This is a genomic window from Lysinibacillus sp. GW821-FHT14F06 (assembly GCF_058803665.1).
Window position 1 is genome coordinate 1 of the sequence record NZ_JBXAPF010000039.1, and the last position, 24924, is coordinate 24924.

The 24924-nt window shown below is 37.4% G+C and carries 28 protein-coding genes; 7 read left to right on the forward strand and 21 right to left on the reverse strand.

Annotation, left to right across the window (positions count from 1 at the left end; all coding sequences use genetic code 11):
* The 3 genes from AC1RNS_RS22975 to AC1RNS_RS22985 form a co-directional block, all read right to left on the reverse strand.
* A partial coding sequence (locus tag AC1RNS_RS22975; RefSeq protein ID WP_492996109.1) for a biotin carboxylase N-terminal domain-containing protein occupies nucleotides 1-176 on the reverse strand: 176 nt, incomplete at its 3' end.
* A gap of 6 nt (nucleotides 177-182) precedes the next feature.
* Complete coding sequence (locus tag AC1RNS_RS22980) at nucleotides 183-1367, reverse strand: FtsW/RodA/SpoVE family cell cycle protein (protein WP_492996039.1); 1185 nt, start codon at nucleotides 1365-1367, stop codon at nucleotides 183-185.
* 60 nt (nucleotides 1368-1427) lie between these two features.
* Nucleotides 1428-1709 carry an Fpa/YlaN family protein gene (locus tag AC1RNS_RS22985; protein ID WP_004224778.1) on the reverse strand — a complete coding sequence of 94 codons (282 nt, stop codon included), beginning with the start codon at nucleotides 1707-1709 and terminating at the stop codon, nucleotides 1428-1430.
* 183 nt (nucleotides 1710-1892) lie between these two features.
* Between AC1RNS_RS22985 and AC1RNS_RS22990 the strand changes: the two genes are divergently transcribed.
* On the forward strand, nucleotides 1893-2393 hold the full coding sequence (locus AC1RNS_RS22990) for a peptidyl-prolyl cis-trans isomerase (protein ID WP_492996040.1): 501 nt from the start codon (nucleotides 1893-1895) through the stop codon (nucleotides 2391-2393).
* Nucleotides 2394-2404: 11 nt separating this feature from the next.
* A complete protein-coding gene (locus AC1RNS_RS22995; protein ID WP_492996042.1) occupies nucleotides 2405-2608 on the forward strand; it encodes a YlaI family protein in 204 nt (67 codons plus the stop codon).
* 197 nt (nucleotides 2609-2805) lie between these two features.
* On the opposite strand, the gene AC1RNS_RS23000 is transcribed toward AC1RNS_RS22995, so the two are convergent.
* The 5 genes from AC1RNS_RS23000 to typA form a co-directional block, all read right to left on the reverse strand.
* Entirely contained in the window at nucleotides 2806-3567 is a 762-nt protein-coding gene (locus tag AC1RNS_RS23000; protein ID WP_492996111.1) for an ABC transporter permease, read from the reverse strand.
* Between the two features lie 25 nt (nucleotides 3568-3592).
* The gene (locus tag AC1RNS_RS23005; RefSeq protein ID WP_492996044.1) at nucleotides 3593-4360 is read right to left on the reverse strand and encodes an ABC transporter ATP-binding protein; all 768 of its coding nucleotides are present in this window, start codon (nucleotides 4358-4360) and stop codon (nucleotides 3593-3595) included.
* 1 nt (nucleotide 4361) lies between these two features.
* Complete coding sequence (locus tag AC1RNS_RS23010) at nucleotides 4362-5354, reverse strand: ABC transporter substrate-binding protein (RefSeq protein WP_492996046.1); 993 nt, start codon at nucleotides 5352-5354, stop codon at nucleotides 4362-4364.
* A gap of 206 nt (nucleotides 5355-5560) precedes the next feature.
* Nucleotides 5561-5959, reverse strand: a complete 399-nt coding sequence (locus AC1RNS_RS23015; protein WP_492996047.1) for a YlaH-like family protein — start codon at nucleotides 5957-5959, stop codon at nucleotides 5561-5563.
* 29 nt (nucleotides 5960-5988) lie between these two features.
* Nucleotides 5989-7833, reverse strand: a complete 1845-nt coding sequence (gene typA / locus AC1RNS_RS23020; RefSeq protein WP_492996049.1) for a translational GTPase TypA — start codon at nucleotides 7831-7833, stop codon at nucleotides 5989-5991.
* A 138-nt stretch (nucleotides 7834-7971) separates the two neighbouring features.
* Here typA and AC1RNS_RS23025 point away from each other — a divergent pair, with 138 nt between their 5' ends.
* A complete protein-coding gene (locus AC1RNS_RS23025) occupies nucleotides 7972-8157 on the forward strand; it encodes a DUF5325 family protein (RefSeq protein ID WP_054770794.1) in 186 nt (61 codons plus the stop codon).
* A gap of 49 nt (nucleotides 8158-8206) precedes the next feature.
* Here the strand turns inward: AC1RNS_RS23025 and AC1RNS_RS23030 are convergent, their stop codons facing one another.
* Together AC1RNS_RS23030 and AC1RNS_RS23035 are read right to left on the reverse strand one after the other, a co-directional pair.
* The gene (locus AC1RNS_RS23030) at nucleotides 8207-9004 is read right to left on the reverse strand and encodes an inositol monophosphatase family protein (protein ID WP_492996051.1); all 798 of its coding nucleotides are present in this window, start codon (nucleotides 9002-9004) and stop codon (nucleotides 8207-8209) included.
* A 251-nt stretch (nucleotides 9005-9255) separates the two neighbouring features.
* Complete coding sequence (locus AC1RNS_RS23035) at nucleotides 9256-9453, reverse strand: YkzI domain-containing protein (protein WP_283871022.1); 198 nt, start codon at nucleotides 9451-9453, stop codon at nucleotides 9256-9258.
* A 126-nt stretch (nucleotides 9454-9579) separates the two neighbouring features.
* Between AC1RNS_RS23035 and AC1RNS_RS23040 the strand changes: the two genes are divergently transcribed.
* Nucleotides 9580-10206, forward strand: a complete 627-nt coding sequence (locus tag AC1RNS_RS23040) for a YktB family protein (protein ID WP_492996053.1) — start codon at nucleotides 9580-9582, stop codon at nucleotides 10204-10206.
* Between the two features lie 294 nt (nucleotides 10207-10500).
* Here the strand turns inward: AC1RNS_RS23040 and AC1RNS_RS23045 are convergent, their stop codons facing one another.
* Both AC1RNS_RS23045 and AC1RNS_RS23050 read right to left on the reverse strand, forming a co-directional pair.
* Nucleotides 10501-10788, reverse strand: a complete 288-nt coding sequence (locus AC1RNS_RS23045) for a UPF0223 family protein (protein ID WP_492996055.1) — start codon at nucleotides 10786-10788, stop codon at nucleotides 10501-10503.
* Nucleotides 10789-10808: 20 nt separating this feature from the next.
* A complete protein-coding gene (locus AC1RNS_RS23050; protein ID WP_492996057.1) occupies nucleotides 10809-11768 on the reverse strand; it encodes an NAD(P)H-dependent flavin oxidoreductase in 960 nt (319 codons plus the stop codon).
* A 145-nt stretch (nucleotides 11769-11913) separates the two neighbouring features.
* On the opposite strand from AC1RNS_RS23050, the gene AC1RNS_RS23055 reads away from it, so the two are divergent.
* Both AC1RNS_RS23055 and AC1RNS_RS23060 read left to right on the forward strand, forming a co-directional pair.
* Complete coding sequence (locus tag AC1RNS_RS23055) at nucleotides 11914-13383, forward strand: aminotransferase class I/II-fold pyridoxal phosphate-dependent enzyme (RefSeq protein WP_492996059.1); 1470 nt, start codon at nucleotides 11914-11916, stop codon at nucleotides 13381-13383.
* Nucleotides 13384-14012: 629 nt separating this feature from the next.
* A complete protein-coding gene (locus AC1RNS_RS23060) occupies nucleotides 14013-14621 on the forward strand; it encodes a class I SAM-dependent methyltransferase (protein ID WP_492996061.1) in 609 nt (202 codons plus the stop codon).
* 58 nt (nucleotides 14622-14679) lie between these two features.
* On the opposite strand, the gene AC1RNS_RS23065 is transcribed toward AC1RNS_RS23060, so the two are convergent.
* From AC1RNS_RS23065 to pdhA, 7 genes are all read right to left on the reverse strand, one after another.
* Nucleotides 14680-15357, reverse strand: a complete 678-nt coding sequence (locus AC1RNS_RS23065; RefSeq protein WP_492996063.1) for an LrgB family protein — start codon at nucleotides 15355-15357, stop codon at nucleotides 14680-14682.
* Complete coding sequence (locus tag AC1RNS_RS23070) at nucleotides 15350-15793, reverse strand: CidA/LrgA family protein (protein WP_492996065.1); 444 nt, start codon at nucleotides 15791-15793, stop codon at nucleotides 15350-15352. The genes AC1RNS_RS23065 and AC1RNS_RS23070 overlap by 8 nt, the downstream gene beginning before the upstream one ends.
* A gap of 209 nt (nucleotides 15794-16002) precedes the next feature.
* Nucleotides 16003-16785 (reverse strand): SDR family NAD(P)-dependent oxidoreductase, encoded by a 783-nt coding sequence (locus AC1RNS_RS23075; protein ID WP_492996067.1) that lies wholly within the window; start codon nucleotides 16783-16785, stop codon nucleotides 16003-16005.
* Between the two features lie 249 nt (nucleotides 16786-17034).
* The gene (lpdA, locus tag AC1RNS_RS23080) at nucleotides 17035-18450 is read right to left on the reverse strand and encodes a dihydrolipoyl dehydrogenase (protein WP_492996069.1); all 1416 of its coding nucleotides are present in this window, start codon (nucleotides 18448-18450) and stop codon (nucleotides 17035-17037) included.
* A gap of 5 nt (nucleotides 18451-18455) precedes the next feature.
* Nucleotides 18456-19796 carry a dihydrolipoamide acetyltransferase family protein gene (locus tag AC1RNS_RS23085; protein ID WP_492996071.1) on the reverse strand — a complete coding sequence of 447 codons (1341 nt, stop codon included), beginning with the start codon at nucleotides 19794-19796 and terminating at the stop codon, nucleotides 18456-18458.
* A 23-nt stretch (nucleotides 19797-19819) separates the two neighbouring features.
* Nucleotides 19820-20797, reverse strand: coding sequence for an alpha-ketoacid dehydrogenase subunit beta (locus AC1RNS_RS23090; RefSeq protein WP_492996073.1), 978 nt, complete (start codon nucleotides 20795-20797; stop codon nucleotides 19820-19822).
* A 3-nt stretch (nucleotides 20798-20800) separates the two neighbouring features.
* Nucleotides 20801-21916 carry a pyruvate dehydrogenase (acetyl-transferring) E1 component subunit alpha gene (gene pdhA, locus AC1RNS_RS23095; protein WP_492996075.1) on the reverse strand — a complete coding sequence of 372 codons (1116 nt, stop codon included), beginning with the start codon at nucleotides 21914-21916 and terminating at the stop codon, nucleotides 20801-20803.
* 390 nt (nucleotides 21917-22306) lie between these two features.
* On the opposite strand from pdhA, the gene def reads away from it, so the two are divergent.
* Nucleotides 22307-22864, forward strand: coding sequence for a peptide deformylase (def, locus tag AC1RNS_RS23100; protein ID WP_492996077.1), 558 nt, complete (start codon nucleotides 22307-22309; stop codon nucleotides 22862-22864).
* Between the two features lie 155 nt (nucleotides 22865-23019).
* On the opposite strand, the gene phnX is transcribed toward def, so the two are convergent.
* A complete protein-coding gene (gene phnX, locus AC1RNS_RS23105) occupies nucleotides 23020-23826 on the reverse strand; it encodes a phosphonoacetaldehyde hydrolase (protein WP_492996079.1) in 807 nt (268 codons plus the stop codon).
* A complete protein-coding gene (gene phnW / locus AC1RNS_RS23110) occupies nucleotides 23816-24916 on the reverse strand; it encodes a 2-aminoethylphosphonate--pyruvate transaminase (RefSeq protein WP_492996081.1) in 1101 nt (366 codons plus the stop codon). The genes phnX and phnW overlap by 11 nt, the downstream gene beginning before the upstream one ends.
* Nucleotides 24917-24924: the final 8 nt, after the last annotated feature.

Sequence of the window (24924 nt, forward strand, 5' to 3'; positions counted from 1 at the left end):
TTACCCGCCCCTACTAGATAGGCCTCATCTGCTTTAAAGCGATGGAAGGCGCCACTATCCTCTCGTGAATAAATGGCCACCGTTTGGATATGAAGCTCCGTGCAGGCGCGGAAAATACGAATCGCAATTTCTCCTCGATTGGCTACGAGAATTTTGTTGATTGACTCCATTGATATCCCCCTTTATGATTGTGATTTTTTCCTTTCTACCTTTTCAAACATGGAAACATTAATCAATATCCCCATAGCTAAAGATAGAATAATTATAGATGTCCCGCCATAGCTAATAAAAGGTAACGTTACACCGGTTAACGGGATTAACCCAGTTACACCCCCAAGATTGATAAACGATTGAAAACCAATCCAGCTTGCAATACCAGCCGCAATCATACGTGCCAGTGGATCTTTTGTGCATAAAGCAATTGAAAATCCTTTATATATAATAAATCCTAGACCACCTAAGACGATTAGCACTCCCCAAATACCTAGCTCTTCCATAATAATCGCCATAATGAAATCGGTTTGTGGTTCAGGCAAATACCCCAATTTTTGAATGGATTGACCTAGTCCCCTTCCCTCTAAGCCGCCCCCGCCAATTGCATAATAACTATTAACAACTTGATGACCAAAATCGTTTTCATAATCAAACGGGTTAAAATAGGATAAAATACGACCTTTCCGGTTACCCTTTAACAGTTCGCCTTTAAACAACCATAGAATACCAATGATAGCTGCACCAAATGCCCCTAGCACACCAAAAAACTTCCAAAATGTTTTAAACGGAATTCCACTGGCTGCCACAACAGAGACAGCTATGCCACATAAAATAATGCTGGCTCCTAAATCCGTTTCAAAAGCTACCCCTGCAACGACAAGAATCCAAAGAAATATTGGATAAAATATTTCAGTCGGTTGTAGCTTTTCAAATGTGTATTTTTGTGCTTTTCGATGAAAGGCAGCAGCAAAATATAAAATAATAAATAGTTTCGCATATTCAGAGGGCTGGAAATTCCCAAATCCAGGAACAGCTATCCAGCTCTGAGATCCGATTCCTTCCTCAGCACCATTTCCGTCTATCTTTACCCAAGTAAATAACACAGCAAGTACAATTGTCAGTAGCAGCATGATATTTTTATTTGCATAATGCTTATAAGGGAAAAATGCAGCCACTAAAAATCCTAAAAACGCTACGATTAAATTGGTCACTTGCTTATTATAATAGAAATCGGGCGTTTGTTCTTTGAACACAATGGCCACCATCATACTGGAGCTATAAATCATCACCAAACCAAATAAGCTTAATAATAGGACCGTAAAAAATAATGGGTAATCAAAATTTTGTGCATAACGTTTTAAGTATTGTCTCATCGAAAAACCTCGTTCTAGAAAAAAAACTCAAATCGCAGATTGCGTTTGAGTTTTTTCTTTTTATTTGTCTGTATACGCGTCGTGTAGTACAGAAAGTTCTTTCTCGAGTGAATCGAGAATTTCTTTGCCTTTTTCGCGCTCAATCAGTCCAAGCTTCACAGCAAAGTCAATTTCACGTGAAAGGCCGAACATTTGTGTATCTAATACTTCTTCATATAAAGGGCATTGTGGCATTGTTAAATGATCCATTTGTACTCGAATAAGGCGAGCAATTTTGTCTGCATCAGCAACTAATAGCTCCAAAGCCTTCTCCTGAAAAGAAGTTTGTGATTTCGTATCCATGAGGACGCCCCCATTATCTGATATTTCTTCGATTCTATCTTAATAAAGTTTATCTTTTAGTCGTTAAAATTGCAAGTGTCTTCGTTGGAAAAATAGCGAATTCAAATTATATTTCTTTATTATCTCTAGTCATTAGCGTTATACTATTTCATGGATATACAAGATTTAAGGAGGATTTCTATTATGGAAACAATAATTCCTATTAAGGGTGCAGTTTCATTTCAACTAACATTAGATCCTACAGTTTGGATTTTCGATGATCGTAAATTAGATTTAAAAACATACTTCACATCACAAGAAGTGGAAGAAGATAAGGATATTAAATATATGCGTGAGGTTGGTGCTCATTGGTCACGTGAAATAATGGAAGGAGCAACTTTCCCTCCAACATTAAAATCTGAACGCAAATTTGATCGTAAAGGGATGGAAACAGGTACTTTCGGTATCGAATTAAGCCCCTTCTTGAAAAATGCTGAAATGAAACCTGAAGCGACAACAATTGTTATTGAATGCGAAGATAGCAAAGAATATTCGTTCTCAATTGCGGAGGCACAAACACTCATTTTAAAATATAGCCAGGATGGCAAACCTCTACTAGAAGATGGCCCTGTCCATGTGCTCTTTAAAGATGGTTCGAATGTAGATAACCCTATCAAAAATGTATCAGCCATTCGTGTTGAATAGGAGGGAATACAATGCGTGTAAAATGTGTCATTTGCGATACAATTAACAATTTAGACGATGATTTACCGTTAGCAAAAAAATTACGCAATCGACCAATTCATACGTATATGTGTGACACATGTCATGATCGTATTAAAGACAATACGCTTGCACGAATAGAAACGGGAAATTTCCGCTTTTATCGTACTTCACCACAAATGGATAAAGATTTTTAAATAAATACTGCTCTAACAACGAAATCATTCCGAGATATGAGTATTCTCGGAATGATTTTTGTTTATTGATTAGTGATTTGAAATATCATAGACATCATACAATAATAATTTCCCATAACGATAAAAGCGAGGAATCTCATAATAATGAGATAAACCTCACTTTCATTCTTTTAATTCCAATTAGGAGCCACTTCACCTTATACATTATTCTTTATAATCATCTTTTCAATCAGCTCGACCACTTGATACATAATTGTCGCAAAAAAGGCAATGATGAGCAGTGACATCAGAACTAGATTAAAATTAAATACTTGGAAGCCATAGATAATTAAATAGCCAAGACCTTTTGAGGCAACTAAAAATTCACCCACAATAACCCCTACCCATGATAATCCTACGTTTACCTTTAAAGTTGAAATAATCGTTGGGAAAGAGGCTGGGAGTATGACTTCTTTAAATATCTGCCACCTCGTAGCCCTAAAAGTTTGTAATACTTTACTATAGTTTGGATCTACCCCTTTAAAGGCTGTATAAACAACAATGGTTGTAATAATAATCGAAATTAATGCACCCATTGCAATTATCGAAAAATACCCTGGTCCAAGTGCAACGATTAAAATAGGTCCTAGCGCAACTTTTGGCATGGCATTTAAAATCACTAAATAGGGATCCAATACCTTCGATAACAAAGGAGACCACCACAAAATAATAGCTATTAATGTACCAAGTAAAGTACCAGCAATAAAACCAATAATGGTCTCCATCAACGTGACGCCCACATGCAATGTTAACGAACCATCACTTACTTTTCCAATAAATGTTTGCCATACATGTGTTGGTGAGCTAAAAATTAACCGATTAATCCATTCAAATCTAGAAAGAAGCTCCCATCCACCAAAAAAAATGAGTAAGATGATGAGCTGATACAGTCGAACAAAACGTTTTTCCTTCTTTAACATTCGTTGATATTGTTTAAAAGGTGTATTAACCAAGGCTCTCCAGCTCCTTCCAAATAGCTTGGAATACATCTGAATATGCTGGATGTTGTCGCACATCAAAAGGTGATAACTGTTGTAATGCTTCAGGTATTTTAAAAACTCTGTGTAATGTGCCTGGATTCGCTGAGAAAAGAAATACCCGTTCACTCATCGCAATCGCCTCACCAATATCATGGGTGACAAGAACTGCTGTTTTTTGATAGGCCTTTAACGTTTCAACAACCAAATCTTCAAGCTTTAACTTCGACTGATAATCAAGTGCCGAAAACGGTTCATCTAGCAATAAAATTTTTGGGTTTACTGCCAGCGTTCTTGCTAATGCAACGCGTTGCCGCATCCCACCGGACAGCTCTCGTGGGTAATTGCTGCTGACATTCGCTAGACCCACTTCTTGCAACAATGCATTTGCGGTTACTTTATGCGTTTTTTGGCTACGCTCCATAATTTTCAAACCAATCGTAATATTGTCCTCAATATTTTTCCATGGAAATAAATAATCTTGCTGAAGCATATAGCCAATAAGTGATTGATTTTGTGTCGATATTTCCTCACCATCAATATAGACCTTGCCTTCAGTAGGAGGAAATAAGCCTGCTATGATGGACAATAAAGTCGTTTTCCCACAACCGCTTGGTCCGATAAATGAGACAAACTCACCTTCACGAATGCCTAAATTAATATCACATAATACATCCTTTGCCTGTGTGCTTGAAAAATAACTATGGTGAATATTTTCTAGGTTTAAAAATTCCATATTACTCAGCAGCCTTTTTCGCAAAGGTTGTATTCACAAGTTTTTCATAATCCACCCGCTGAGGAAGTTCACCTGCTTCCTCCATAATCGTTTGCAAGTTATCCCATTCCCCCTTCTCCAGTATAGGATCTGTCGCATAAGAGCCCTGAGATTTATAACGCTCTACCACTGTTTCAATTAAAGCTACATCCACATTTTCAAAGTATGGCTGAATAATTTTAGCAACTTCAGCAGCACTTTCTTTTTGTACAAAATCTTGTGCTCGTTTCAATGCATTTGTAAAGCCTTGGACTGCCTTCGCATCGTCCTTTAAATAACTACTTTTTGCCATAAACGAGGTATAAGGTAATTGACCAGATTCTGTACCAAATGAAGCAACAATATAACCTTTCCCTTCTTTTTCAAACACACTTGCGGTCGGTTCAAATAGTTGTACAAAATCTCCAGTTCCAGAAGCAAAAGCCGTAGAAATATTTGCAAAGTCAATATTTTGAATAAGTGTTAAGTCTTGAGTTGGATCTATGCCATGTTTTTTCAATACAAATTCTCCTGCCATTTGCGGCATTCCGCCCTTACGTTGGCCTAAAAATGTGGAGCCTTTTAATTGATCCCAAGAAAAATTATCTATCTTATCTCGTGCAACTAAAAATGTACCATCTGTTTGAGTGAGCTGGGCAAAATTTTGAATTGGGTCGTTTGCGCCCTGAAGTGTCACATAAATAGAGGTTTCTGATCCAACTAGGGCAATATCAATCCCATCTGAAAGTAATGCTGTCATTGTTTTATCCCCACCTGCTATTGTCTGTAGCTCCACGGAAAGTCCTTCGTCTTCAAAGAATCCTTTTTCAAGAGCAACATACTGTGGTGCATAGAAAATTGAGCGAGTCACCTCTCCAACTTTGACTTTTTCAAGCTCTTGTTTATTACACGCTGTCAAAGAAAGGAGAAGTACAGCAATTACACTTAAAAACAAGCCTCTTTTAAACCACCGCATTCCTTTTCCTCCTTGTTGTTGAAAATAAGCCTATCGACATTAACTTATTCACATGAGAAGATTTCGGTGCCTATCTTTTAAAACTGTTCTACATCAAATGCTGAGTTGAATACAATTAGGTAATGATTTGTCATTTCTTTCCACAAACAAAAAAAGAAAACAGCCTTAGCTATTCAACGCTAAGACTGTTTTCATGTAAAGTTATCTTACTGATTAGTAGCTTGTTGCTCTTCTCTTTTTTCACGCCACATGCGTGTTTTATAGACAATTAAAATTAATGCCGCTACAATAAGCCCTTCAACCATTGGAAGATATAAAGCAAAAAATGTTAACAGAATACAACCTAAAAACAGGAAAATATAAATAATAATATTTTGTGATCGTTTTAATTTCTTTGCAAAGCCTAGTTTATAGACAATCGCCGAAAGTAGAAACACCAGGAAAAATAGAACATAGCCAGCAATATCATAGTTAGGCATATTCTCATATAAAAAACGTGTAATGCCAGCCATTTTTTTATAGGCTTCTTCTGTTTCCTTTGCATTTACCTGTGCAGCTACTTGAATAACATTCAGTTCCCCCATTAAAGCGGACTTAATATCCAAGACTCCTCTTCCTTTCATGGAAGCAAAAATTATTGTTCAGCGTTTTTAAGTTTTTTCGCTATTCTTTCACGTTCATTTTTATCTAGAATTTGCTTACGAAGGCGAATAGACTCTGGTGTAATTTCTAGGTACTCATCATCATTTAAGAATTCTAATGCTTCTTCTAGTGTTAATAAACGCGGTTTTTTAATAACGTTTGTTGCATCTTTTGTCGCAGAACGAACATTTGTCTTTTGCTTCATTTTTGTTATGTTTACAGTAATATCATTGTCACGTGTATTTTCACCAACAATCATACCTTCATAAATTTCAGTACCTGACTCTACAAATAGTGTACCACGGTCCTCTACCTGCATCATACCATAAGTTGTCGATTTACCAGTCTCCATAGATACTAAAACACCCTGATGGCGTCCACCGATGCGACCTGGAATGAATGCTTGGTAGCAATCGAATGTATGATTGATGATCCCAAAACCTTTTGTCATGGACATAAATTCAGTTGTATAACCAATTAAACCACGCGCAGGTACAAGGAACGTTAAACGAACTTGACCATTGCCATTGTTCACCATGTCCAACATTTCACCTTTACGTGTACCAATAGATTCAATAACTGAACCCACATTTTCTTCTGGTACATCGATTTGGACGCGTTCAAATGGCTCACATTTCACACCATCAATTTCACGAATGATTACTTGTGGTTTTGACACCTGTAACTCAAAGCCCTCACGACGCATATTTTCAATCAGGATTGATAAATGTAGTTCACCACGACCTGAAACTGTCCATGCATCCGGCGAATCTGTATCTTCGACACGTAAAGATACATCTGTTTGAAGCTGTGAACGTAAGCGCTCCTCTACTTTACGAGCTGTTACCCACTTACCTTCACGACCTGCAAATGGTGAGTTGTTGACTAGGAAAGTCATTTGTAATGTTGGTTCATCAATACGTAATGGTGTTAATGCTTCCTGATGTTCTACAGGACATACCGTTTCACCAACGTTGATGTCTTCCATGCCTGATACAGCAATTAAATCTCCAGCTTTAGCTGACTGAATTTCTTCACGTTTTAAACCAAAGAAACCAAATAGTTTAGTTACGCGGAATTGTTTTACTGTACCATCTAATTTCATTAATGCTACTTGTTGACCTACTTCGATTGTCCCGCGGAATACACGTCCAATACCGATACGACCTACATAGTCATTATAGTCCAGTAAAGCTACTTGGAATTGTAATGGTTCTTCAGAATTATCCACTGGTGCTGGAATTGCTTCGATAACCTTTTCAAATAGGCATTGCATATTTTCCTCTTGATTTGCTGGATCTGAATCAAGTGAAGCTGTACCATTGACACCTGAAGCATAAACAACAGGGAAGTCCAATTGATCATCATCTGCTCCCAGCTCAATAAATAGCTCTAGTACTTCATCTACTACTTCAAGTGGACGAGCAGAATCTTTGTCTACTTTGTTAACAACAACAATTGGTGTTAACTTTTGCTCTAATGCTTTTTTTAGCACGAAGCGTGTTTGCGGCATACAACCCTCATACGCATCGACAACTAGTAAAACGCCATCAACCATTTTTAAAATACGTTCTACCTCACCACCGAAGTCAGCGTGTCCAGGCGTATCAAGGATGTTGATACGAGTTCCGTTATAGTTTACCGCAGTATTTTTTGCTAAAATTGTAATACCACGTTCGCGTTCAATATCATTAGAGTCCATTGCACGTTCTTCAACATATTCGTTTGAACGGAATGTACCAGATTGTTTTAATAATTGGTCAACTAAGGTAGTTTTACCATGGTCAACGTGGGCGATTATTGCGATATTGCGAAGATCTTGACGTAAGTTTGTCATTATTCCACTCCATATTCTTTTTTCGAATGTTTAACTGTGATATTATAGCACAAGAGGGATAGAAATGTCCTTATTAGAATTTTCATCATTCTAAAAAATATATTTGATTTACAAATTTTTAATATAGGGGGCTCGGTTATGAATCGTGCAAAATTCGTAATGGCCATTTATGCATTAGCAGCTGTTTTAGCAATGTGTTCTATCGGATATTCTGTGGCTGCTGAAAGTGTGTTTGGTATTATAGCAGGCATTTTGGCTACTTGTGTCATTTTTATGACAGCCTTTAAAATGAAACGCAAATTGCGTGAGCAAGGATTACTTTAACAGACATTGATGTTACAAAAAGGAGCCTGTCTAAAAAAAGACAGCTCCTTTATTTTTCATAAGGCACAATATATGTTTCTAATAATTCTTTGTGTATGGAAGGATTTGCAATAATAAATGTATCCTGATGCAGGAAATCAAAGCCTTCACCGTGTAAATTTGTGGCAACAGCGCCAACTTCTTGTGCGATAATGGTACCCCCTGCAATATCCCATGGCGATAAACGCATAGAAACATAAGCATCTAGCTTACCACTCACTACAAACGCTATTTCCATAGCTGCCGAACCATATGATCGTGTACCTCGTACTTTACGGACCATATCAATAACTTTTTCATGATGAATATGCCGATTCGGTGCAACCCAGTGTGCATTAATCCCAATGATAGATTCTTCTATTTTTACTGACGGTAGTTTTCGTAAAGGAGACTCATTGTACCAAGCGCCTTCTCCAGCTATCGCATAAAATAAGTCTTCACGCATCACGTCAAATATGTAACCAAGCTTTCCGATTCCATTAATGAATATACCAATGGAAATCATAAAATGGCGGTGTTGTTTAACAAAATTCATCGTGCCATCAATAGGATCAATAATCCACACAACGCCATCTAAGGATTCTACTTTTTCTCCCATTCCCTCTTCCCCTAAAATTTTGTGAGATGGATCAAAAGCTTTTATTTTTTCAATAAAGAATAATTCTGTATCACGATCAATATTTGTCACAAGGTCATTGGCACCTGATTTTGTTTCGATGACCAAATTATACGAAAAGGCTTGTCTAATGCGGCTGCCCGCTTCAAAGATAATATTTTTCGCAAATTGATCCAATTGTTGCATGTCCATAAAAACCCACCCTTCGATTAAAAAAGCCTATGCTTTTGGCCTGACTTTACATATTTTCATGTTCTCACCATTTAAGAATATGCTGATTTCTTTTTCTCTCGATGTTAGCATGGTGTATACTGCACATTGTACTACTAAAAACGTAAAACATTTCATTATGATATAAAGTCTATTTTACCCTTTATAACAATAAAAATCACCTGCTGTCGGAATATTCAGCAAGTGATTTTCAAATTGGTATGAAATTTTTATTACGCATAGGCGTGCAAACTTTCAAGTTCCATCTGAATTTCAGTCAGACGTTTTTTACTTTTTTCAATTTCTGCTTCATTTTTTTCATTCATAGCGTCGAAGAGAGAAGCTAATTCATAATCTAATTCCAACTGTAAAATGTGTTCATATTGCTTTTCAATGTCAACTTTACGTATAATTTTTACGATTGGTTTCATAAAAATCACTTCCTTTTTTTAATTTTTCACAAGAACATTTTGGATATATGAGAAAGTTCTTGTTATAAGATTTTTTCCCATTTTTCTAATAAAATAAACCTTATAAATCGAAAGGGGCTACTATCATTGCCAAAAATAAAGTGGACGAATAAAGACTTTAATGTTTTTCATATAGACGGTTTAGAGCAGAGAATGGATGCATTAAATACTTCTGTACGACCAAAATTTCAACTGCTAGGAGAAGATTTTTCTGCTTTCTTTTCCAGTCATCTTGGAGAAGAATTTTATCCTCATGTTGCAAAACACGCACGAAGAACTGTGAATCCTCCAAATGATAGCTGGGTTGCCTTTGCTCCGTACAAAAGAGGTTATAAATCCTTACCTCACTTTCAGATTGGTCTTTGGAGCACACATTTATTCATCGTCCTAGCTATTATTTACGAAGCTCCTGAAAAAAATGTGATGGCTCAGCGTTTAATGGCTAATAAATCATTACTAGAACAGCTTCCTGAAGACTTTATTGTGTCTGGAGATCATATGTCTCCAGCAGCTACTCCAATGCAAGTGGCAAAGGAGGACAAGCTAGATGATTTACTCCTTCGTTTACGTGATGTTAAAAAAGGCGAATTTTTAGTAGGCCGGCATATTCCAAGAGAGCAGGCAAGTAAGCTGTCCGCTAGTCAACTCCATCAAATAACAGAAGAAACTTTCAGTCATTTGCTTCCAATTTATAACGTCATTATTGGAAAATAATGTTTGATGCATGATATTTTTATCCATGTGACATAATAATGCAGATGATGTAACTATGTTAAATGTCGATTTATATGTTGCCTGTTTACATTTATATATTGTGGAAAATTTCTAATTTTATTCCTATTTTATTGAATTTTTTTGCAGATAAATCAATCCAAATTGTAATATTTTACATTATTCAATAAAAATGATATTGATGTAGTGTATGCAAAACGCTCTTTTTTAACACACATATAGTGGAAAGCTCTAAAATAAAAAAAGTGGACGTGAGAATAACTCACATCCACTTTTTTAATGACGTTGTTTAGGAACGACTTTAATCAAAGTACCATCCATAGCTTCTTTTGTTAGTTTAACGACAGGATAACTTACATAGCCACTGGCTTCTTCAAACTCACGAAAAATAGATTTTTCTTCTGCTTGTGAAGGGACAATTTGTTTAAAACGACGATACTTTGCCAGCATACTCTCACGTTTAATGCCCTTCTCGTAAGCTTGCTCAATTCCTTCGAAGAATTGAACAACATCAACAATTTCTTCTGTAGACCAATCTGTTGAAAACGGATAGGAATATTCCATTAGACATAACCACCTTTACGTTATTGTCCCCATTTTACTCGGATACTTTCAGCTTCTGCAACCATACGATTGATAAGCTCCTCAACTGTTGGAATATCATGAATCATTCCTGTTACTTGACCAGCCCAGCCAAACCCTTGATCTTCCACACCATCATAAATAAAACGTTTATTGGCAGTGCCACTAATGAAATCTTTTAAAGCTTCATATGTCGGTGTTTTCTCCTCGATTTCTAAAATTTTCGCTGTAAAATCATTGCGTAATGCTCGAGCTGGTGCACCAATAGAACGTTTAATAATTGTTGTATCAGCCTCACTGCTTGCCAGTAACGCCTCTTTATAAGCTTCTGATGCATCTATGCACTCTTTAGTCGCAATAAAGCGTGTACCCATTTCAATACCCTCCGCTCCAAGTGCCTGCGCTGCCATCCAACCTCGACCATCACCTATACCACCAGAAGCAATCACCGGTATATTTACACTGTCAACAACTTGCGGAACAAGCACCATTGTGCCGACATCATCACGTCCAAGATGACCACCTCCCTCTTGTCCAACAACCATCACAGCATCTGCTCCAAGTTGTTCTGCTTTTTGAGCTTGTCTACGTGCGGCTACAAGCACTAACTTTTTAATGTCGGTTCCTGCCAAAATATCAAAAATAGGTGCAGGATTCCCTCCAGTCATTGTTACTACAGGTACTTTTTCTTCCACTGCCACACGTACCATATCCTCATAGCCAGTGCCATACATGCCAATGGCAAAGTTTACACCAAACGGTTTATCTGTTAATGTTCGTACTTTCTGAATTTCTGCGCGCAATAAGTCAGGATCACGTAAACTCATAGCCGTTATTTGCCCGAGTCCTCCAGCATTCGACACTGCAGCTGCCAAATCAGCATATGCTAAATAGGCTAAACCCCCTTGAATAATTGGGTATTTCACATTTAAAAGTTCTGTCACACGTGTATTCCAATTCATAGTACCTCCCCTTTCGTACGTTACTAACTTCTCGAAATGATCAAAAAACCCTTTTATTTTTTTAATTAAAGTCTATTCTTTCATGTCGTAAGGTGCTATAATTCATTTGTTTTCTTAGATATTATAAAGTGAGGTGGTACCTGCGTTGTCACAATTAGAGACTCCTTTGTTCGACGTATTACTTAAACATCGGAACAGACATCCGATTCAGTTCCATATTCCAGGCCATAAGAAAGGTCAAGGTATGGATCCAGCCTTCCGAGAATTCGTCGGCGACAACGTTTTATCAATTGATTTAATTAATATTGCTCCACTAGACGATTTACATTCACCAAAAGGAGCCATTAAAGAAGCGCAAGCACTTGCTGCCGAGGCCTTTGGTGCTGATCATACATTCTTTTCCGTTCAAGGTACTAGTGGCGCCATCATGACGATGATTCTGACCGTCGTCGGTCCAGGTGATAAGATTCTAGTGCCACGGAATGTTCATAAATCAATTATGTCAGCGATTGTTTTCGCTGGTGCAATTCCGATTTTTATTCATCCTGAAGTGGACAGTGAATATGGTATTTCGCACGGAATATCACCTGAAGCTGTCGAAAAGGCTTTAAAGGCTTATCCAGACACAAAAGCAGTTCTTGTTATTAACCCAACTTATTATGGCTTTACAGCTGATTTAAAACGTATTGTCGAAATTGCGCATGGTCAAAATATTCCAGTAGTTGTTGATGAAGCCCATGGCGTACACATTAAATTTCATGATGAGCTTCCATATTCAGCGATGGAGGCAGGAGCCGATATGGCTGCTACGAGCGTACATAAGCTAGGCGGCTCCATGACACAAACATCGATTTTAAATGTACGTGAAGGACTTGTATCAGCAAAACGTGTACAAGCTGTCTTTTCAATGCTGACAACAACATCGACATCTTATCCATTGCTGGCATCGCTTGATACAGCTCGACGTCAGCTAGCAATTCATGGCGTTGATTTAATCGATGATGCTCTTCGCTTGGCAAAGGATGCTCGTAAACGTATTAATCAGATCCCGCATTTAAAATGTGCTGGAAAGGAAAAATTGCATTCATCTGCAACCTATGATATGGATCCTTTAAAGCTTCTAATTAGTGTAAAAGATTTGGGTATTTCTGGGCATCGAGCTGAGGAATGGTTACGTTATAATGCGAATATAGAGGTAGAACTTTCTGATCTTTACAATATTCTATGTTTAGTAACTTTGGGAGATACGAAAAAGGAGATAAATCTTCTTATTAACGCACTTAATCGTATGTCCAAAGCATTTGATTCAGAAGCTGCAATCACTGAAGCAGTGGTTAATGTTCCAGAAATTCCAGCTCTTGCTATGTCACCACGTGATGCATTTTATGCAGATACTGAGGTTGTTCCATTGGCAGAGGCAGATAACTGTATTTGTGCAGAATTTATTATGGTATACCCTCCTGGAATTCCAATTTTTATTCCCGGGGAAATAATTACGCAAGAAAATATTCGTTATATTCAAATGAATATTGAAGCAGGTTTACCAGTACAAGGACCTGAAGATTCAACATTGAAAACCATTCGTGTTATTAAAGAACGCAAGCCAATTATTTAAACCTAAAAAGCTACCTCTTAAAATTGAGAGGGCACTGAAAAACTAAAAAAATTCACTTTTTTATATTAGAATTTTGTCTTTTGTTGGATTTGAAAACTTAAAAAAGTCGATTTGCATCACAATTTTTGTGGCAAATCGACTTTTTCAGTGCCCTCTAAAATTGATGAGGTAGCTTTTTAATTATCTATAAAATACACCCGAAAGCATACCAATAATTTCATAAATAATCTCTACTGTCTTTGGATGATAGATTTCTGCTTTAGAAAATGTTTCTTCAACTGTAATTAGCTTATCTATCTGATACTAATCACTTAACTTGATGTATATCAGGATAACCCTTCCCTAGATTCCATTTCGACACAGTTTGTCAGAAAATATTCAAATAATCCTCAACCTTATTCTATGTATAATGATATTGTTCTCTTAATTTTTTTTATGGTTTTCAACATCCACTCAATGTTCTATTGGATAGTATTAACATAATATATAGTAATCTATGGAAATTTTTATTTACATATTCGCAACGACTAGTTGCTTTTATAGAAGTGATGGTGTTTTTGTTAATATTCATGCAAAAAGTTAGATTAACTAAGATACATTTTCTACAATATAAAAAGGGAGGGATTTCGATGAATACATGGGATCAACAATTTAAAACTACCGAATATGTCTATGGTGAACAACCAAATGCGTTTATAGAAGACTATGCAGATTTTATAAAGGGTTATGTAAATGTTGCTGCATATGCAGAAGGTGAAGGAAGAAATGCGGCTTTTTTAGCTTCTAAAGAACATTTAGTAACCGCCTTTGATTATGCTCAAAGCGGGCTAGAGAAGACGAAACAACTGGCAAAAAAACAGGATGTTGTAGTGAATACACAGCTTATTGATTTATTACATGATGAATTACCAGTAGAAAAGTTTGATGCTGCTATAATGATATTTGGACATTTTCCAATGGAGAAACAGCATGACGTTTTTGAGCGTATTGTAAATTCAGTCAAGCCAGGTGGACGAATCATGATGGAGTTATACTCAATTTATCAGCTTCCATACGCATCAGGTGGCCCAAAGCAACTAGATTATTTATATGATCCTCTACATGTACTAGCTTGGTGTCAATCTTATAAAATTATCCATTTTTTCACAGGTGAACAAATAAGAAATGAAGGTACTTTACACACTGGTCTTGCCCATACTATTCAATTTATTATTGAAAAGAATAAAAAAGAGTCTTAATGGTCACAAAAAAAGCAGATTTTTACCCTTTACAATTATTTGTAAAGGGTTCGTTCTTTTACATAAACAAATACACAAAGAGTGGACAGAGAAATGCACCAATAATTGCCGTTAACCCCATTGATAATGAGCCAACTGATAATTCTCGTTCTCCATACTCTCTTAATTTAACAAGCCCAACACCATGTGAAGCACTGCCTACTGCAACACCTCTGCTAACCGCAGAATCAATTTTTCCAAATTTAATAACTAACGGTCCAATTATTGCGCCTACAAACCCCGCTAGCATGACAAATACAGCCGTTAAAGGAGGAATCCCTCCAATTGTTTCGCTCACCTGCATACCTACCGGTGTCGTTAAAGATTTAGGTAAGGCTGTCAGCATCCAGCTATCACTTACCCTAATCCATTTTAGCATCACAAAAATCGTCACTAAGCCAGTAATCATACCAATAAAGATACCTGACAAAATAGAATATTTATACTTCATAATAATGGCACGCTGATTATAAAGAGGATAGGCGAGTGCTACTACCGCTGGGCCAAGCATTTTTTGAAGCCACTCTCCTCCCTGCATATAGGTCGAATAAGGTATCTGAAATACTACTAAAATAACAGCACTTACAATAGTTGTCGTTACTAGCGGAATCATAATAGGATGTGGAAATCGCTGATATAGCTTTGTAAAAAGCATAAACAATACAATGGTGCCAATCACAACAATTATTTCAATCAACAGTTAATTTCCCCTCTCCTTCTTCAAGAACAGCCTCTGTTTCTTTTTTCACCGACTCTTTCTTCTCAATCATTTGAGTAAATAATCCAGTGATATAAATAGAAATTAATGTACTAGCTACAACAGCCAAAATAATTAGCAATCCAGTCGTTGACATAAGCTCTGGATAGTCAATCACTCCTACTGTTGCAGGAATGAAAAATAAGGTTAAAATACCGATTAAAAAGCCCGCTCCATCTTGAATATATTCTACTTTAATTATTCTAAATTGAAGTGATAGCGCTAATAAGAGTAGACCGATAACGCTTCCGGGAAGAGGTACATGCAATAAAGTCACAATGCCCACGCCCATGTAGTAATAAATATTGAGTATCCCAATTTGGACAATAATCCGTACAACTTTCATTAACCATGCAGCAAATTTTTCGTTCAACATTTCGCCACTTTTCACCCCCTATTACGATTATTCTACATCTGTAGGAATTTTCTGTCTATTACAATTTTAGAAAAACAATAGGAAAAGAAGATAACTCTACACAATTTGAGCCATCTTCTCTTCATACATTAGTCGAATATGCTTTTGTTTGGGCACCGTAACATTTTGTTTTTCTCAAAAAATATTACGATGTTTATTTTTTCAAATTTCTATAGTGCATGTCCAGATCCACCATCAATATTCACTGATGTACCAGTCACATAACTTGCTGCATCTGATACTAAAAAGGTAATGACATTTGCTGCTTCCTCTGTGTCCCCTACTCGACCAAGCGGAATTATTTGACCGACTTTGCGAGAATATGCTTCCCAAGCCATCTCCGGCTCTTCCTGCTTCCATTTTTTTTCGATTTGGTCACTACGAATTAGCCCTATACACACAGAATTTACACGAATATTATCCTTCCCTAAGTCTTTACTCATCGCTTTTGTTAAAGCAAGTCCAGCAGCTCGACTTACAGTAGTGGGAAGAGAGCTAGCAGGTGGCGTTTTAGCCATAACGGCCGTTACATTGACAATTGCCCCACCTCCAGCCTTACGCATATAAGGAACAGCATATTTTGAACAATGAACAGCACCAAATACCTTTAAATCTAAATCAGCCTGCCACAGTTCACTACTAACTGATTCAAATGGATTTGCTGAGGCTGTACCTGCATTATTAATAAGAATATCCACTCCTCCAAAATGCTCTACTGTACGCTCAATTAAGTATTTACAATCCTTTTCTTTTGTAATATCTGTCGGTACGAATAATACTTCTTCACCTGTTTCATTTTTAATACAGCCAGCTGCCACTTGAAGCTGTTTTTCGCCACGCGCGCACAGTACAACCTTTGCTCCCTCTTTCACAAGCTGCATCGCTGTATAATAGCCAATACCCTTACTTGAGCCTGTTATAATAGCGACTTTTCCCTTCAATCCTAGTTCCATATTCATCACCCCAGTTTTTGGTTCACTTCTATTGCTCTGTAGGCATCGATAGCTAGCGCTAATTATATTTCCATAATCTGTTTATATTAAAATTCTATCTATCTCTGCTAGATTAGCTACTTCGCACTGTTATTCGAACTATATTTTTTGAATATTCATTCGATATAATTACTTTATCAAAATTATTAGCATTATACAAAAAACGGCTATAAAGCTACTAATGCTTTATAACCGTTTAAATTCATCTAATTATTTTTTTGTAACAATATGGATTGGGTTGCCAAGTAGGACTTCAGCTGCTTCCATAGTGATTTCACCTAATGTTGGGTGAGCATGAATTGTTAATGCGATATCTTCAGCAGTCATACCGCCTTCGATTGCTAAGCCCATTTCAGCGATCATATCAGATGCACCAGCACCTACGATTTGAGCACCAATTAATAAGCCATCTTCTTTACGAGCAACAAGCTTCACGAAACCTTCTGATTGGTTTAATGCAAGAGCACGACCATTTGCTGCGAATGGGAATTTCGCTGCAGTGTATTCGATGCCTTCCGTTTTAGCTTGGTCTTCGTTGTAACCAACTGTTGCCATTTCTGGATCTGTGAAGCATACAGCAGGAACAGCTAAATAGTCAACTACTGATTTTTCACCAGCAATCGCTTCAGCAGCAACTTTACCTTCGTAAGATGCTTTATGTGCAAGCTGAGGACCTGCAACGATATCACCAATTGCATAGATGTTTGGAATATTTGTACGACATTGTTTGTCAACATTAATAAGACCGCGTTCACCGAATTCAATACCGATTTCAGCAAGGCCCATTTCATCTGTATTTGGACGACGACCTACAGTAACTAATACGTAATCAGCTTCAACTTTTTTCTCTTCTCCGCCAACTTCATATGTTACAACTACGCCGTTTTCAGTTTCTTCAACGCCTTTTGCAGATGCGTTAACTTCAATTTCAACGCCTTTCTTTTTAAGGCCTTTTTTCACGATTTGCGTCATTTGTTTTTCGAAGCCAGCTAAAATATCTTTTCCGCCTTCAATAATTGTTACTTGAGAGCCAAGGTTTGCGTAAGCTGATCCTAGCTCTGTACCAATATAACCTCCACCGATAACAACTAATTTACCAGGAACTTCTTGTAAAGAAAGTGCACCAGTAGAATTTAGTACGCGCTCAGAGAATTTGAATGTTGGAATTTCAACCGGACGAGAACCTGTTGCAATAATGACATTGTTAAATGTGTAAGTTTGAGCAGATTCACCATTGATGATACGCACTGAATGGGCGTCAACGAAATAAGCTTCACCTTGTACAATTTCAACTTTATTACCTTTAAGTAAGCCTTCAACACCGCCAGTTAATTTTTTAACAACGCTGTCTTTAAATGCTTGTGCTTTTGAGAAGTCTAATTTCACATCAGAAGCGATGATTCCCATGTCATCTGAATGTTTAGCTTGCTCAAAACGGTGACCTACTGAAATTAATGCTTTTGATGGGATACAGCCTACGTTTAAGCACACACCACCAAGTACATTTTTTTCAACGATTGTTACTTTTTGGCCAGTTTGAGCTGCACGAATTGCTGCTACATATCCTCCAGGACCTGAACCAATGACAAGAGTATCTGTTTCGATTGGGAAATCTCCTACTACCATTTTTGTTACGCCTCCATTAATAATAATTCTGGCTCACTTAACAAACGCTTTAAGTGGTTTAAAGCATTTTGCGCAGTGGCTCCATCGATCATACGATGATCAAAGCTCAATGATAATGCTAACACAGGTGCGGCTACAATTTCACCATTTTTTATTACAGGTTTTTCTGAAATTCGACCAATACCTAAAATTGCTACTTCAGGATGATTAATTACCGGTGTAAACCATTGTCCTCCAGCAGAGCCAATGTTCGTAATCGACATGGAAGCACCTTTCATTTCATGAGGTGCAAGCTTGCCATCACGCGCTTTCGTCGCTAGTTCATTAATTTCATTTGATACTGCAAAAACAGATTTACGATCAGCATGCTTAATAACTGGTACTAGCAAGCCTTTTTCTGTATCTGCTGCAATACCGATATTGTAGTAATGCTTTTGAATAATTTCTTGTGTTGCATCATCTAATGAGCGATTAAATTCTGGGAATTCACGTAAAGTTGAAATAAGGGCTTTTACTACATATGGTAAGTATGTTAATTTAACACTTTTTTCAGCAGCGATATCTTTGAATTTTTTACGATGTGCTACAAGAGCTGTTACATCGACTTCATCCATTAGTGTAACATGTGGAGCCGTTTGTTTCGAGTGTACCATTGCTTTTGCAATCGCTTTTCGAATACCTGACATTTTCTCACGTGTTTCTGGGAACTCTCCTTCAAGAACTACTGGTGTAGCTGGAGCAGTTGTAACTTGCTGAATTGCTGCTTCTGCTGTTTCTACAGATGCTGCTTCAGCTTCTAAAGTACCTCCACCTTTTAAGAAGTTTTCAATATCTTCTTTTAGGATTCGACCATTTTTGCCAGTTCCTTGAACTACATGGATATTTACATCGTTATCACGTGCAAATTTACGTACAGAAGGCATTGCAATCACACGTTTTGTGTCATCAACAACTGTCTCTGCTTTTTCTGTCTCTGCCTTCACCAGAGACTTCTCCTCATTTACAGGAGCTTTCTCTACGTTCTGACCAGATTCAGCAGTTGCTTGAACTTGTGCTTCTGTTTTTGCTTCAGCATGATCGTCACCTTTTAGCTTTAAGTCTTCATAGCCTGGTGCATCAAATCGGATTAAAACATCGCCAACAACCGCAACTGTCCCTTCTCCTACTAAAACTTCTTCTACCGTTCCTTCAACTGGTGAAGGGATTTCAACTACTGCTTTATCATTTTGCACTTCGCAAAGAATATCATCTTCTTTTACTGTATCGCCAGCTTTGACGAACCATTTCACGATTTCGCCTTCGTGAATACCCTCACCGATATCTGGTAATCTAAATTCAAATGCCATGTGTACCCATCCTTTCTAATTCATTAGAATGTTAAAACTTTTTTCGCTGTTTCCATTATATCTTTATAGTTCGGTAACCAAACACCTTCAGCTTGTGGGAATGGGTACACAGTATCTGGTGCAGCCACACGAAGTACAGGAGCTTCTAGGCTTAAAATAGCGCGCTCTGTGATTTCTGCTACTACATTTGCAGCGATACCTGCTTGTTTTTGCGCTTCTTGTACAACGATTGCACGACCTGTTTTTTCAACAGATGCAATAATTGTTTCAATATCAATCGGTTGAATCGTACGTAAGTCTATAACCTCTACAGAGTGACCTTCTTTTTCAAGCTCTTCTGCAGCCTTTAAGCTTTCATGTACCATTAAACCATAGGCAACAATCGTTAAATCCTTACCTTCACGTTTTACATCCGCCTTGCCTAGTGGAATTTCATATGCTTCCTCAGGCACCTCTTCACGGAATGAACGGTATAGTTTTAAATGCTCTAAGAAAATTACTGGGTTATCATTTCGAATAGATGAAATCAGTAAGCCTTTAGCATCATATGGTGTAGATGGTACAACAACAGTTAACCCTGGTTGTGCTGTCATTAAACTCTCTAAACTATCTGAGTGCATTTCTGGTGTATGTACTCCACCGCCAAATGGAGAACGAATTGTTACTGGTGCATTATAGACACCACCACTACGATACCTCAGACGTGCTAACTGACCACTAATTGAATCCATCACTTCATAAACAAAGCCGAAGAACTGGATTTCAGGAACAGGACGGAAACCTTGCAGAGAAAGACCAATAGCTAAGCCACCAATACCTGATTCTGCTAGAGGTGTATCAAATACACGGTCCACACCAAATTCTTTCTGCAAGCCTTCAGTTGCACGGAATACACCACCGTTGACACCTACATCTTCCCCGAATACAAGAACGTTTTCATCATTCTTTAATTCTGTGCGAAGTGCATCTGTAATTGCTTGAATCATTGTCATTTGTGCCATAGGTTATTTCGACTCCTTCTCTTTGTAGATTTCATACTGTTCTTTTAAATTAGATGGCATTTCGCCTTTATACATATTTTCCATTAATTCTGTTACTTTTTGTTTTGGTGCAGCATCAGCTTTTTTAATTGCTTCTTTAATTTCTTCTTTTGCACGCTCGATTACTGCTTCTTCTTTCTTCTCATCCCATAAACCTTTTGCTTCTAGGTATTTACGGAAACGCACAAGCGGATCTTTTTGAGACCATTCATTATCTGTATCAGACGTACGATAGCGAGTTGGGTCATCTCCAGCCATTGTATGAGGACCGTAGCGATAACACATCGTTTCAATTAATGTAGGACCTTCTCCATTAATTGCTCGTTCACGTGCATCACGAGTCGCGACGTACACTGCAAGCGCATCCATTCCATCTACTAAAATACTTGGTAAGCCTGCTGCTACACCTTTTTGTGCAATTGTTTTAGCAGCTGTTTGTAATTCACGAGGTGTAGAAATTGCATATTGGTTATTTTGTACGATGAAGATTGCTGGTGATTTAAATGCCCCTGCAAAGTTAATGCCCTCATAGAAATCCCCTTGTGATGAACCACCATCACCTGTGTATGTTACAGCTACAGCTTTTTTACCACGCTTTTGAATACCAAGCGCAACACCTGCTGCTTGAATATACTGAGCACCAATAATGATTTGAGGAGGTAAAACATTAACACCCTCTGGAATTTGGTTGCCAACGAAATGGCCGCGCGAGAATAAAAACGCTTTATCTAATGGTAAACCGTGCCACACGATTTGTGGAACATCACGATACCCTGGTAAAATCCAGTCCTCTTGCTCTAATGCAAAGTGTGAAGCAAGTTGTGAAGCTTCTTGACCTGCCGTAGGAGCATAGAAACCTAAACGACCTTGACGGTTCAGTGAGATTGAGCGTTGATCTAAAATACGTGTATAAACCATACGTGTCATTAGCTCAACTAATTCCTCGTCTGATAATTTTGGATCTGCCTCTTCATTTATAATTTCGCCTTCTGTATTCAAAATTTGAAACATTTCAAACTTATCTTCGATTTCAGTTAGCGTTTGTTTTGCATCAAAAATATTATTGTTTTTCTTGCTCATTTGTCACATCTCCCTTTCAACTGTATTAAAATAAATCACTATTTAACTAGTACAACTTGCTCTTAGGACTCAGTATACTGAATAAAATACTGTCGGTCAATCATATATTACGCGTACAAACAAAGATTTTTTCTAAAATAACAATTTAATTAAGCTGTCTCATACTGTATCATTCGTTAATAATATCTGTATTACAACAACATATTTAATGTGCATAAACATTAGGTTTTCTTCCATGCATACCAATAGTAGAATGCCCAGTTCTAAATAATCTAATAGCTCTAGAAAAACTTTTTAAGTATAGTCAAATAAGATCTTTTTTCATGTGATTGTTTTCATGCGTGATGTATAATTATATAAGGCACACAAAGTTGAAAGGAAGATTCACATATGATTTTAATGGATGATATTATACGCGAAGGTCATCCGACTTTACGCACGAAAGCTGAGGAAGTTAAATTTCCTTTAACAGAAGAAGTAAAACAGCTTGCAGTAGATATGCTTCAATATTTAATCAACAGTCAAGATCCTGAAATAGCGGATAAATATGATTTACGCAGCGGCATTGGTTTAGCTGCCAATCAAGTTAATAGTCTACATCGTATGTTCGCCTTACATTTGCAAGATGAGAATGGTGAACAGCTAAGTTTCACAGCAATCAACCCTAAAATTGTAAGTCACTCTGTAGAAAATACGTATCTTACTGCTGGTGAAGGCTGTCTTTCTGTAGACCGCAATGTCCCTGGCTATGTCCCTCGCCATGCCCGCATTACAGTAAAGTTTAAAACAGTTGATGGAGAAGAGAAAAAAATGCGTCTTAAAGGCTTACCTGCTATTGCCTTCCAGCATGAATTAGATCATCTGAACGGTATTATGTTTTATGACCGTATCAATGAAAAAAATCCATTTGAAGAAATTCCTGATTCAATTCCTTTTGAGCGTGACTAAAAATACACAAGCCTCTGCAGCTATTCCCTTCCTGCAGAGGTCTTTTTGTAACCCCTTTAATGAATCATACTTGACTTGTATTATCATTTCCCTTACTAAGCCAAAAAAAAACCTTCTAATTGTATATCCACAATCAAAAGGCTCTTTCACGAAGTTTACATCATCACTGTTTCACGTTTTAAGCGATCATTAATAATTTTAATTAACGCAGGTAACTCTTTCATAGTTTCAATAGTATAATGTGCACCAATTTCCTCAAAAATACGCTTCGCTTTCTCAATTTCTATTCGTTGTTCCTCCAGAGATAACGAGTTGAATTCCTCTTCAGAAAGACCCATCTCAGAACTTCCAATAATAACACCAACAGCCCAGACGCCCGCATTCAATGCTTCCCTTATATCTGAAGTTGTGTCGCCAATCTTCACAACTTGCTTCGTTGATGTTGACCCTAACGCCTCCATATTTTTGAAAATCATATATGGATAAGGACGTCCTTTATCTCCAACTTGTGTAGGTGTTACTAGAAAATCAGGTTGATAGCCCTTGATAGCTGCGTGCTGTGTGACGACTTCCATCATCGAATCTGTATAACCTGTTGTGGAACCAATTCGAATACCCGTATCTCTTAATTGCTGTACCGTTGCTGTCACATGCTGAATAGGATCTGTATACGTCGCTAAAGATTCCATTAGCTTCGACTCAAATTGTTGGTATAACGCCTGTACATTCTCTTCTGTATAGGGTTGACCGTGAATTTGTTTCCATTCTTCTTGAATTCTCGGCATTTCTAGCATTGTACGAATATGATCGATTTTCAGCATACCCATTGGTTTCCGAGCCTCTTCAAGCGTTACGGATACACCAGCATCTTCAAAAATCGTTAAAAAGACATTTACAGGGGCAAAGCAACCAAAATCAACTGCTGTTCCTGCCCAATCAAAAATAACTGTTTCAATTTTCATTGTTCTTCACCACCATATAATTTTCGATTACTTCACATAATGCGTGCATATCTTTTTCATGTATATCACCTATATTGCCTATACGGAATGTATCCACATCTGTCAGCTTGCCCGGATAGATGACAAAACCGGCTTCTTTCATTTCCTGATAAAAATGCTCAAAAGAGAACTCTTTATGCGGGAACAAGAATGTTGTAATAATTGGTGATTGTAGTTCTTCCGTTATATACGCTTCAAATCCAAGTGGTGACAAACGAGAGCGTAGTAATTGATTATTATCTGCATAGCGTTTATAACGGGCATTGATCCCGCCTTCTTCAGTCAGCTCTTCTAATGCCTTTGCAAAAGCCGCTACTACATGAGTAGGTGAAGTGAACCGCCACTTTCCGTCTTTTTTCATCGCTTCCCATTGATTGTATAAATCTAAAGCTACACTACGAGCCTGTCCTTTACATTTTTCTAATACCTCTGTTTTAGCAATAACAAAGCCAAATCCTGGGACACCTTGAATACATTTATTGGCACTACTAATACAAAAGTCAATATGCAAACTTGATAAATCCATTGGCACACCGCCAAAGCTGCTCATAGCATCCACAATATACGTTTTATTGAAAGCATGCACCACTTCTCCAATTTCTTTAATTGGATTTAAAATACCAGTTGTCGTTTCACAATGTACAACAGCTACATGTGTAATACTTGCATCTTTTTCAAGTAAAGCTTGTACTTCTAATGATGATGGCTGTTCATCATAAGGAACACTATAAACAACATGCTGCAGCTTTAACACTTCGACCATTTCAACGATTCTTTCTCCATAAGCACCATTTGTTAAAATCAGCACCTTATCTTCATCGCCTATAACCGTCGTTAGAACAGACTCTACCACAAAACTTCCACTACCTTGCATAAGCACTGCTGTGTAATTAAGCTCATCAACTTGTGCTAAATCCAAGAGCTGCTTACGAATAACTTGTGTAACGTTTTTATAGTCATCATCCCATGTACAGCGATCTTTTAGCATTTCCTGTTTAACCGTATCAGTTGTTGTTAATGGTCCTGGTGTCAATAATTTATAGTTGCTCATCTTCTATA

Coding starts and splice junctions, on each gene's coding strand:
- AC1RNS_RS23050 (WP_492996057.1), bottom strand. CDS start 11,768: ATGAATTGGAATACACGTGTGACAGAACTTTTAAATGTGAAATACCCA.
- AC1RNS_RS23035 (WP_283871022.1), bottom strand. CDS start 9,453: ATGAAACCAATCGTAAAAATTATACGTAAAGTTGACATTGAAAAGCAA.
- AC1RNS_RS23060 (WP_492996061.1), top strand. CDS start 14,013: ATGAATACATGGGATCAACAATTTAAAACTACCGAATATGTCTATGGT.
- AC1RNS_RS23010 (WP_492996046.1), bottom strand. CDS start 5,354: ATGCGGTGGTTTAAAAGAGGCTTGTTTTTAAGTGTAATTGCTGTACTT.
- pdhA (WP_492996075.1), bottom strand. CDS start 21,916: ATGAGCAAGAAAAACAATAATATTTTTGATGCAAAACAAACGCTAACT.
- phnW (WP_492996081.1), bottom strand. CDS start 24,916: ATGAGCAACTATAAATTATTGACACCAGGACCATTAACAACAACTGAT.
- AC1RNS_RS23030 (WP_492996051.1), bottom strand. CDS start 9,004: ATGGACATGCAACAATTGGATCAATTTGCGAAAAATATTATCTTTGAA.
- AC1RNS_RS22985 (WP_004224778.1), bottom strand. CDS start 1,709: ATGGATACGAAATCACAAACTTCTTTTCAGGAGAAGGCTTTGGAGCTA.
- AC1RNS_RS23000 (WP_492996111.1), bottom strand. CDS start 3,567: ATGTTAAAGAAGGAAAAACGTTTTGTTCGACTGTATCAGCTCATCATC.
- phnX (WP_492996079.1), bottom strand. CDS start 23,826: ATGAAAATTGAAACAGTTATTTTTGATTGGGCAGGAACAGCAGTTGAT.
- AC1RNS_RS23085 (WP_492996071.1), bottom strand. CDS start 19,796: ATGGCATTTGAATTTAGATTACCAGATATCGGTGAGGGTATTCACGAA.
- def (WP_492996077.1), top strand. CDS start 22,307: ATGATTTTAATGGATGATATTATACGCGAAGGTCATCCGACTTTACGC.
- typA (WP_492996049.1), bottom strand. CDS start 7,833: ATGACAAACTTACGTCAAGATCTTCGCAATATCGCAATAATCGCCCAC.
- AC1RNS_RS23075 (WP_492996067.1), bottom strand. CDS start 16,785: ATGGAACTAGGATTGAAGGGAAAAGTCGCTATTATAACAGGCTCAAGT.
- AC1RNS_RS23070 (WP_492996065.1), bottom strand. CDS start 15,793: ATGTTGAACGAAAAATTTGCTGCATGGTTAATGAAAGTTGTACGGATT.
- AC1RNS_RS23045 (WP_492996055.1), bottom strand. CDS start 10,788: ATGGAATATTCCTATCCGTTTTCAACAGATTGGTCTACAGAAGAAATT.
- AC1RNS_RS22995 (WP_492996042.1), top strand. CDS start 2,405: ATGCGTGTAAAATGTGTCATTTGCGATACAATTAACAATTTAGACGAT.
- AC1RNS_RS23005 (WP_492996044.1), bottom strand. CDS start 4,360: ATGGAATTTTTAAACCTAGAAAATATTCACCATAGTTATTTTTCAAGC.
- lpdA (WP_492996069.1), bottom strand. CDS start 18,450: ATGGTAGTAGGAGATTTCCCAATCGAAACAGATACTCTTGTCATTGGT.
- AC1RNS_RS23025 (WP_054770794.1), top strand. CDS start 7,972: ATGAATCGTGCAAAATTCGTAATGGCCATTTATGCATTAGCAGCTGTT.
- AC1RNS_RS22980 (WP_492996039.1), bottom strand. CDS start 1,367: ATGAGACAATACTTAAAACGTTATGCACAAAATTTTGATTACCCATTA.
- AC1RNS_RS23090 (WP_492996073.1), bottom strand. CDS start 20,797: ATGGCACAAATGACAATGATTCAAGCAATTACAGATGCACTTCGCACA.
- AC1RNS_RS22990 (WP_492996040.1), top strand. CDS start 1,893: ATGGAAACAATAATTCCTATTAAGGGTGCAGTTTCATTTCAACTAACA.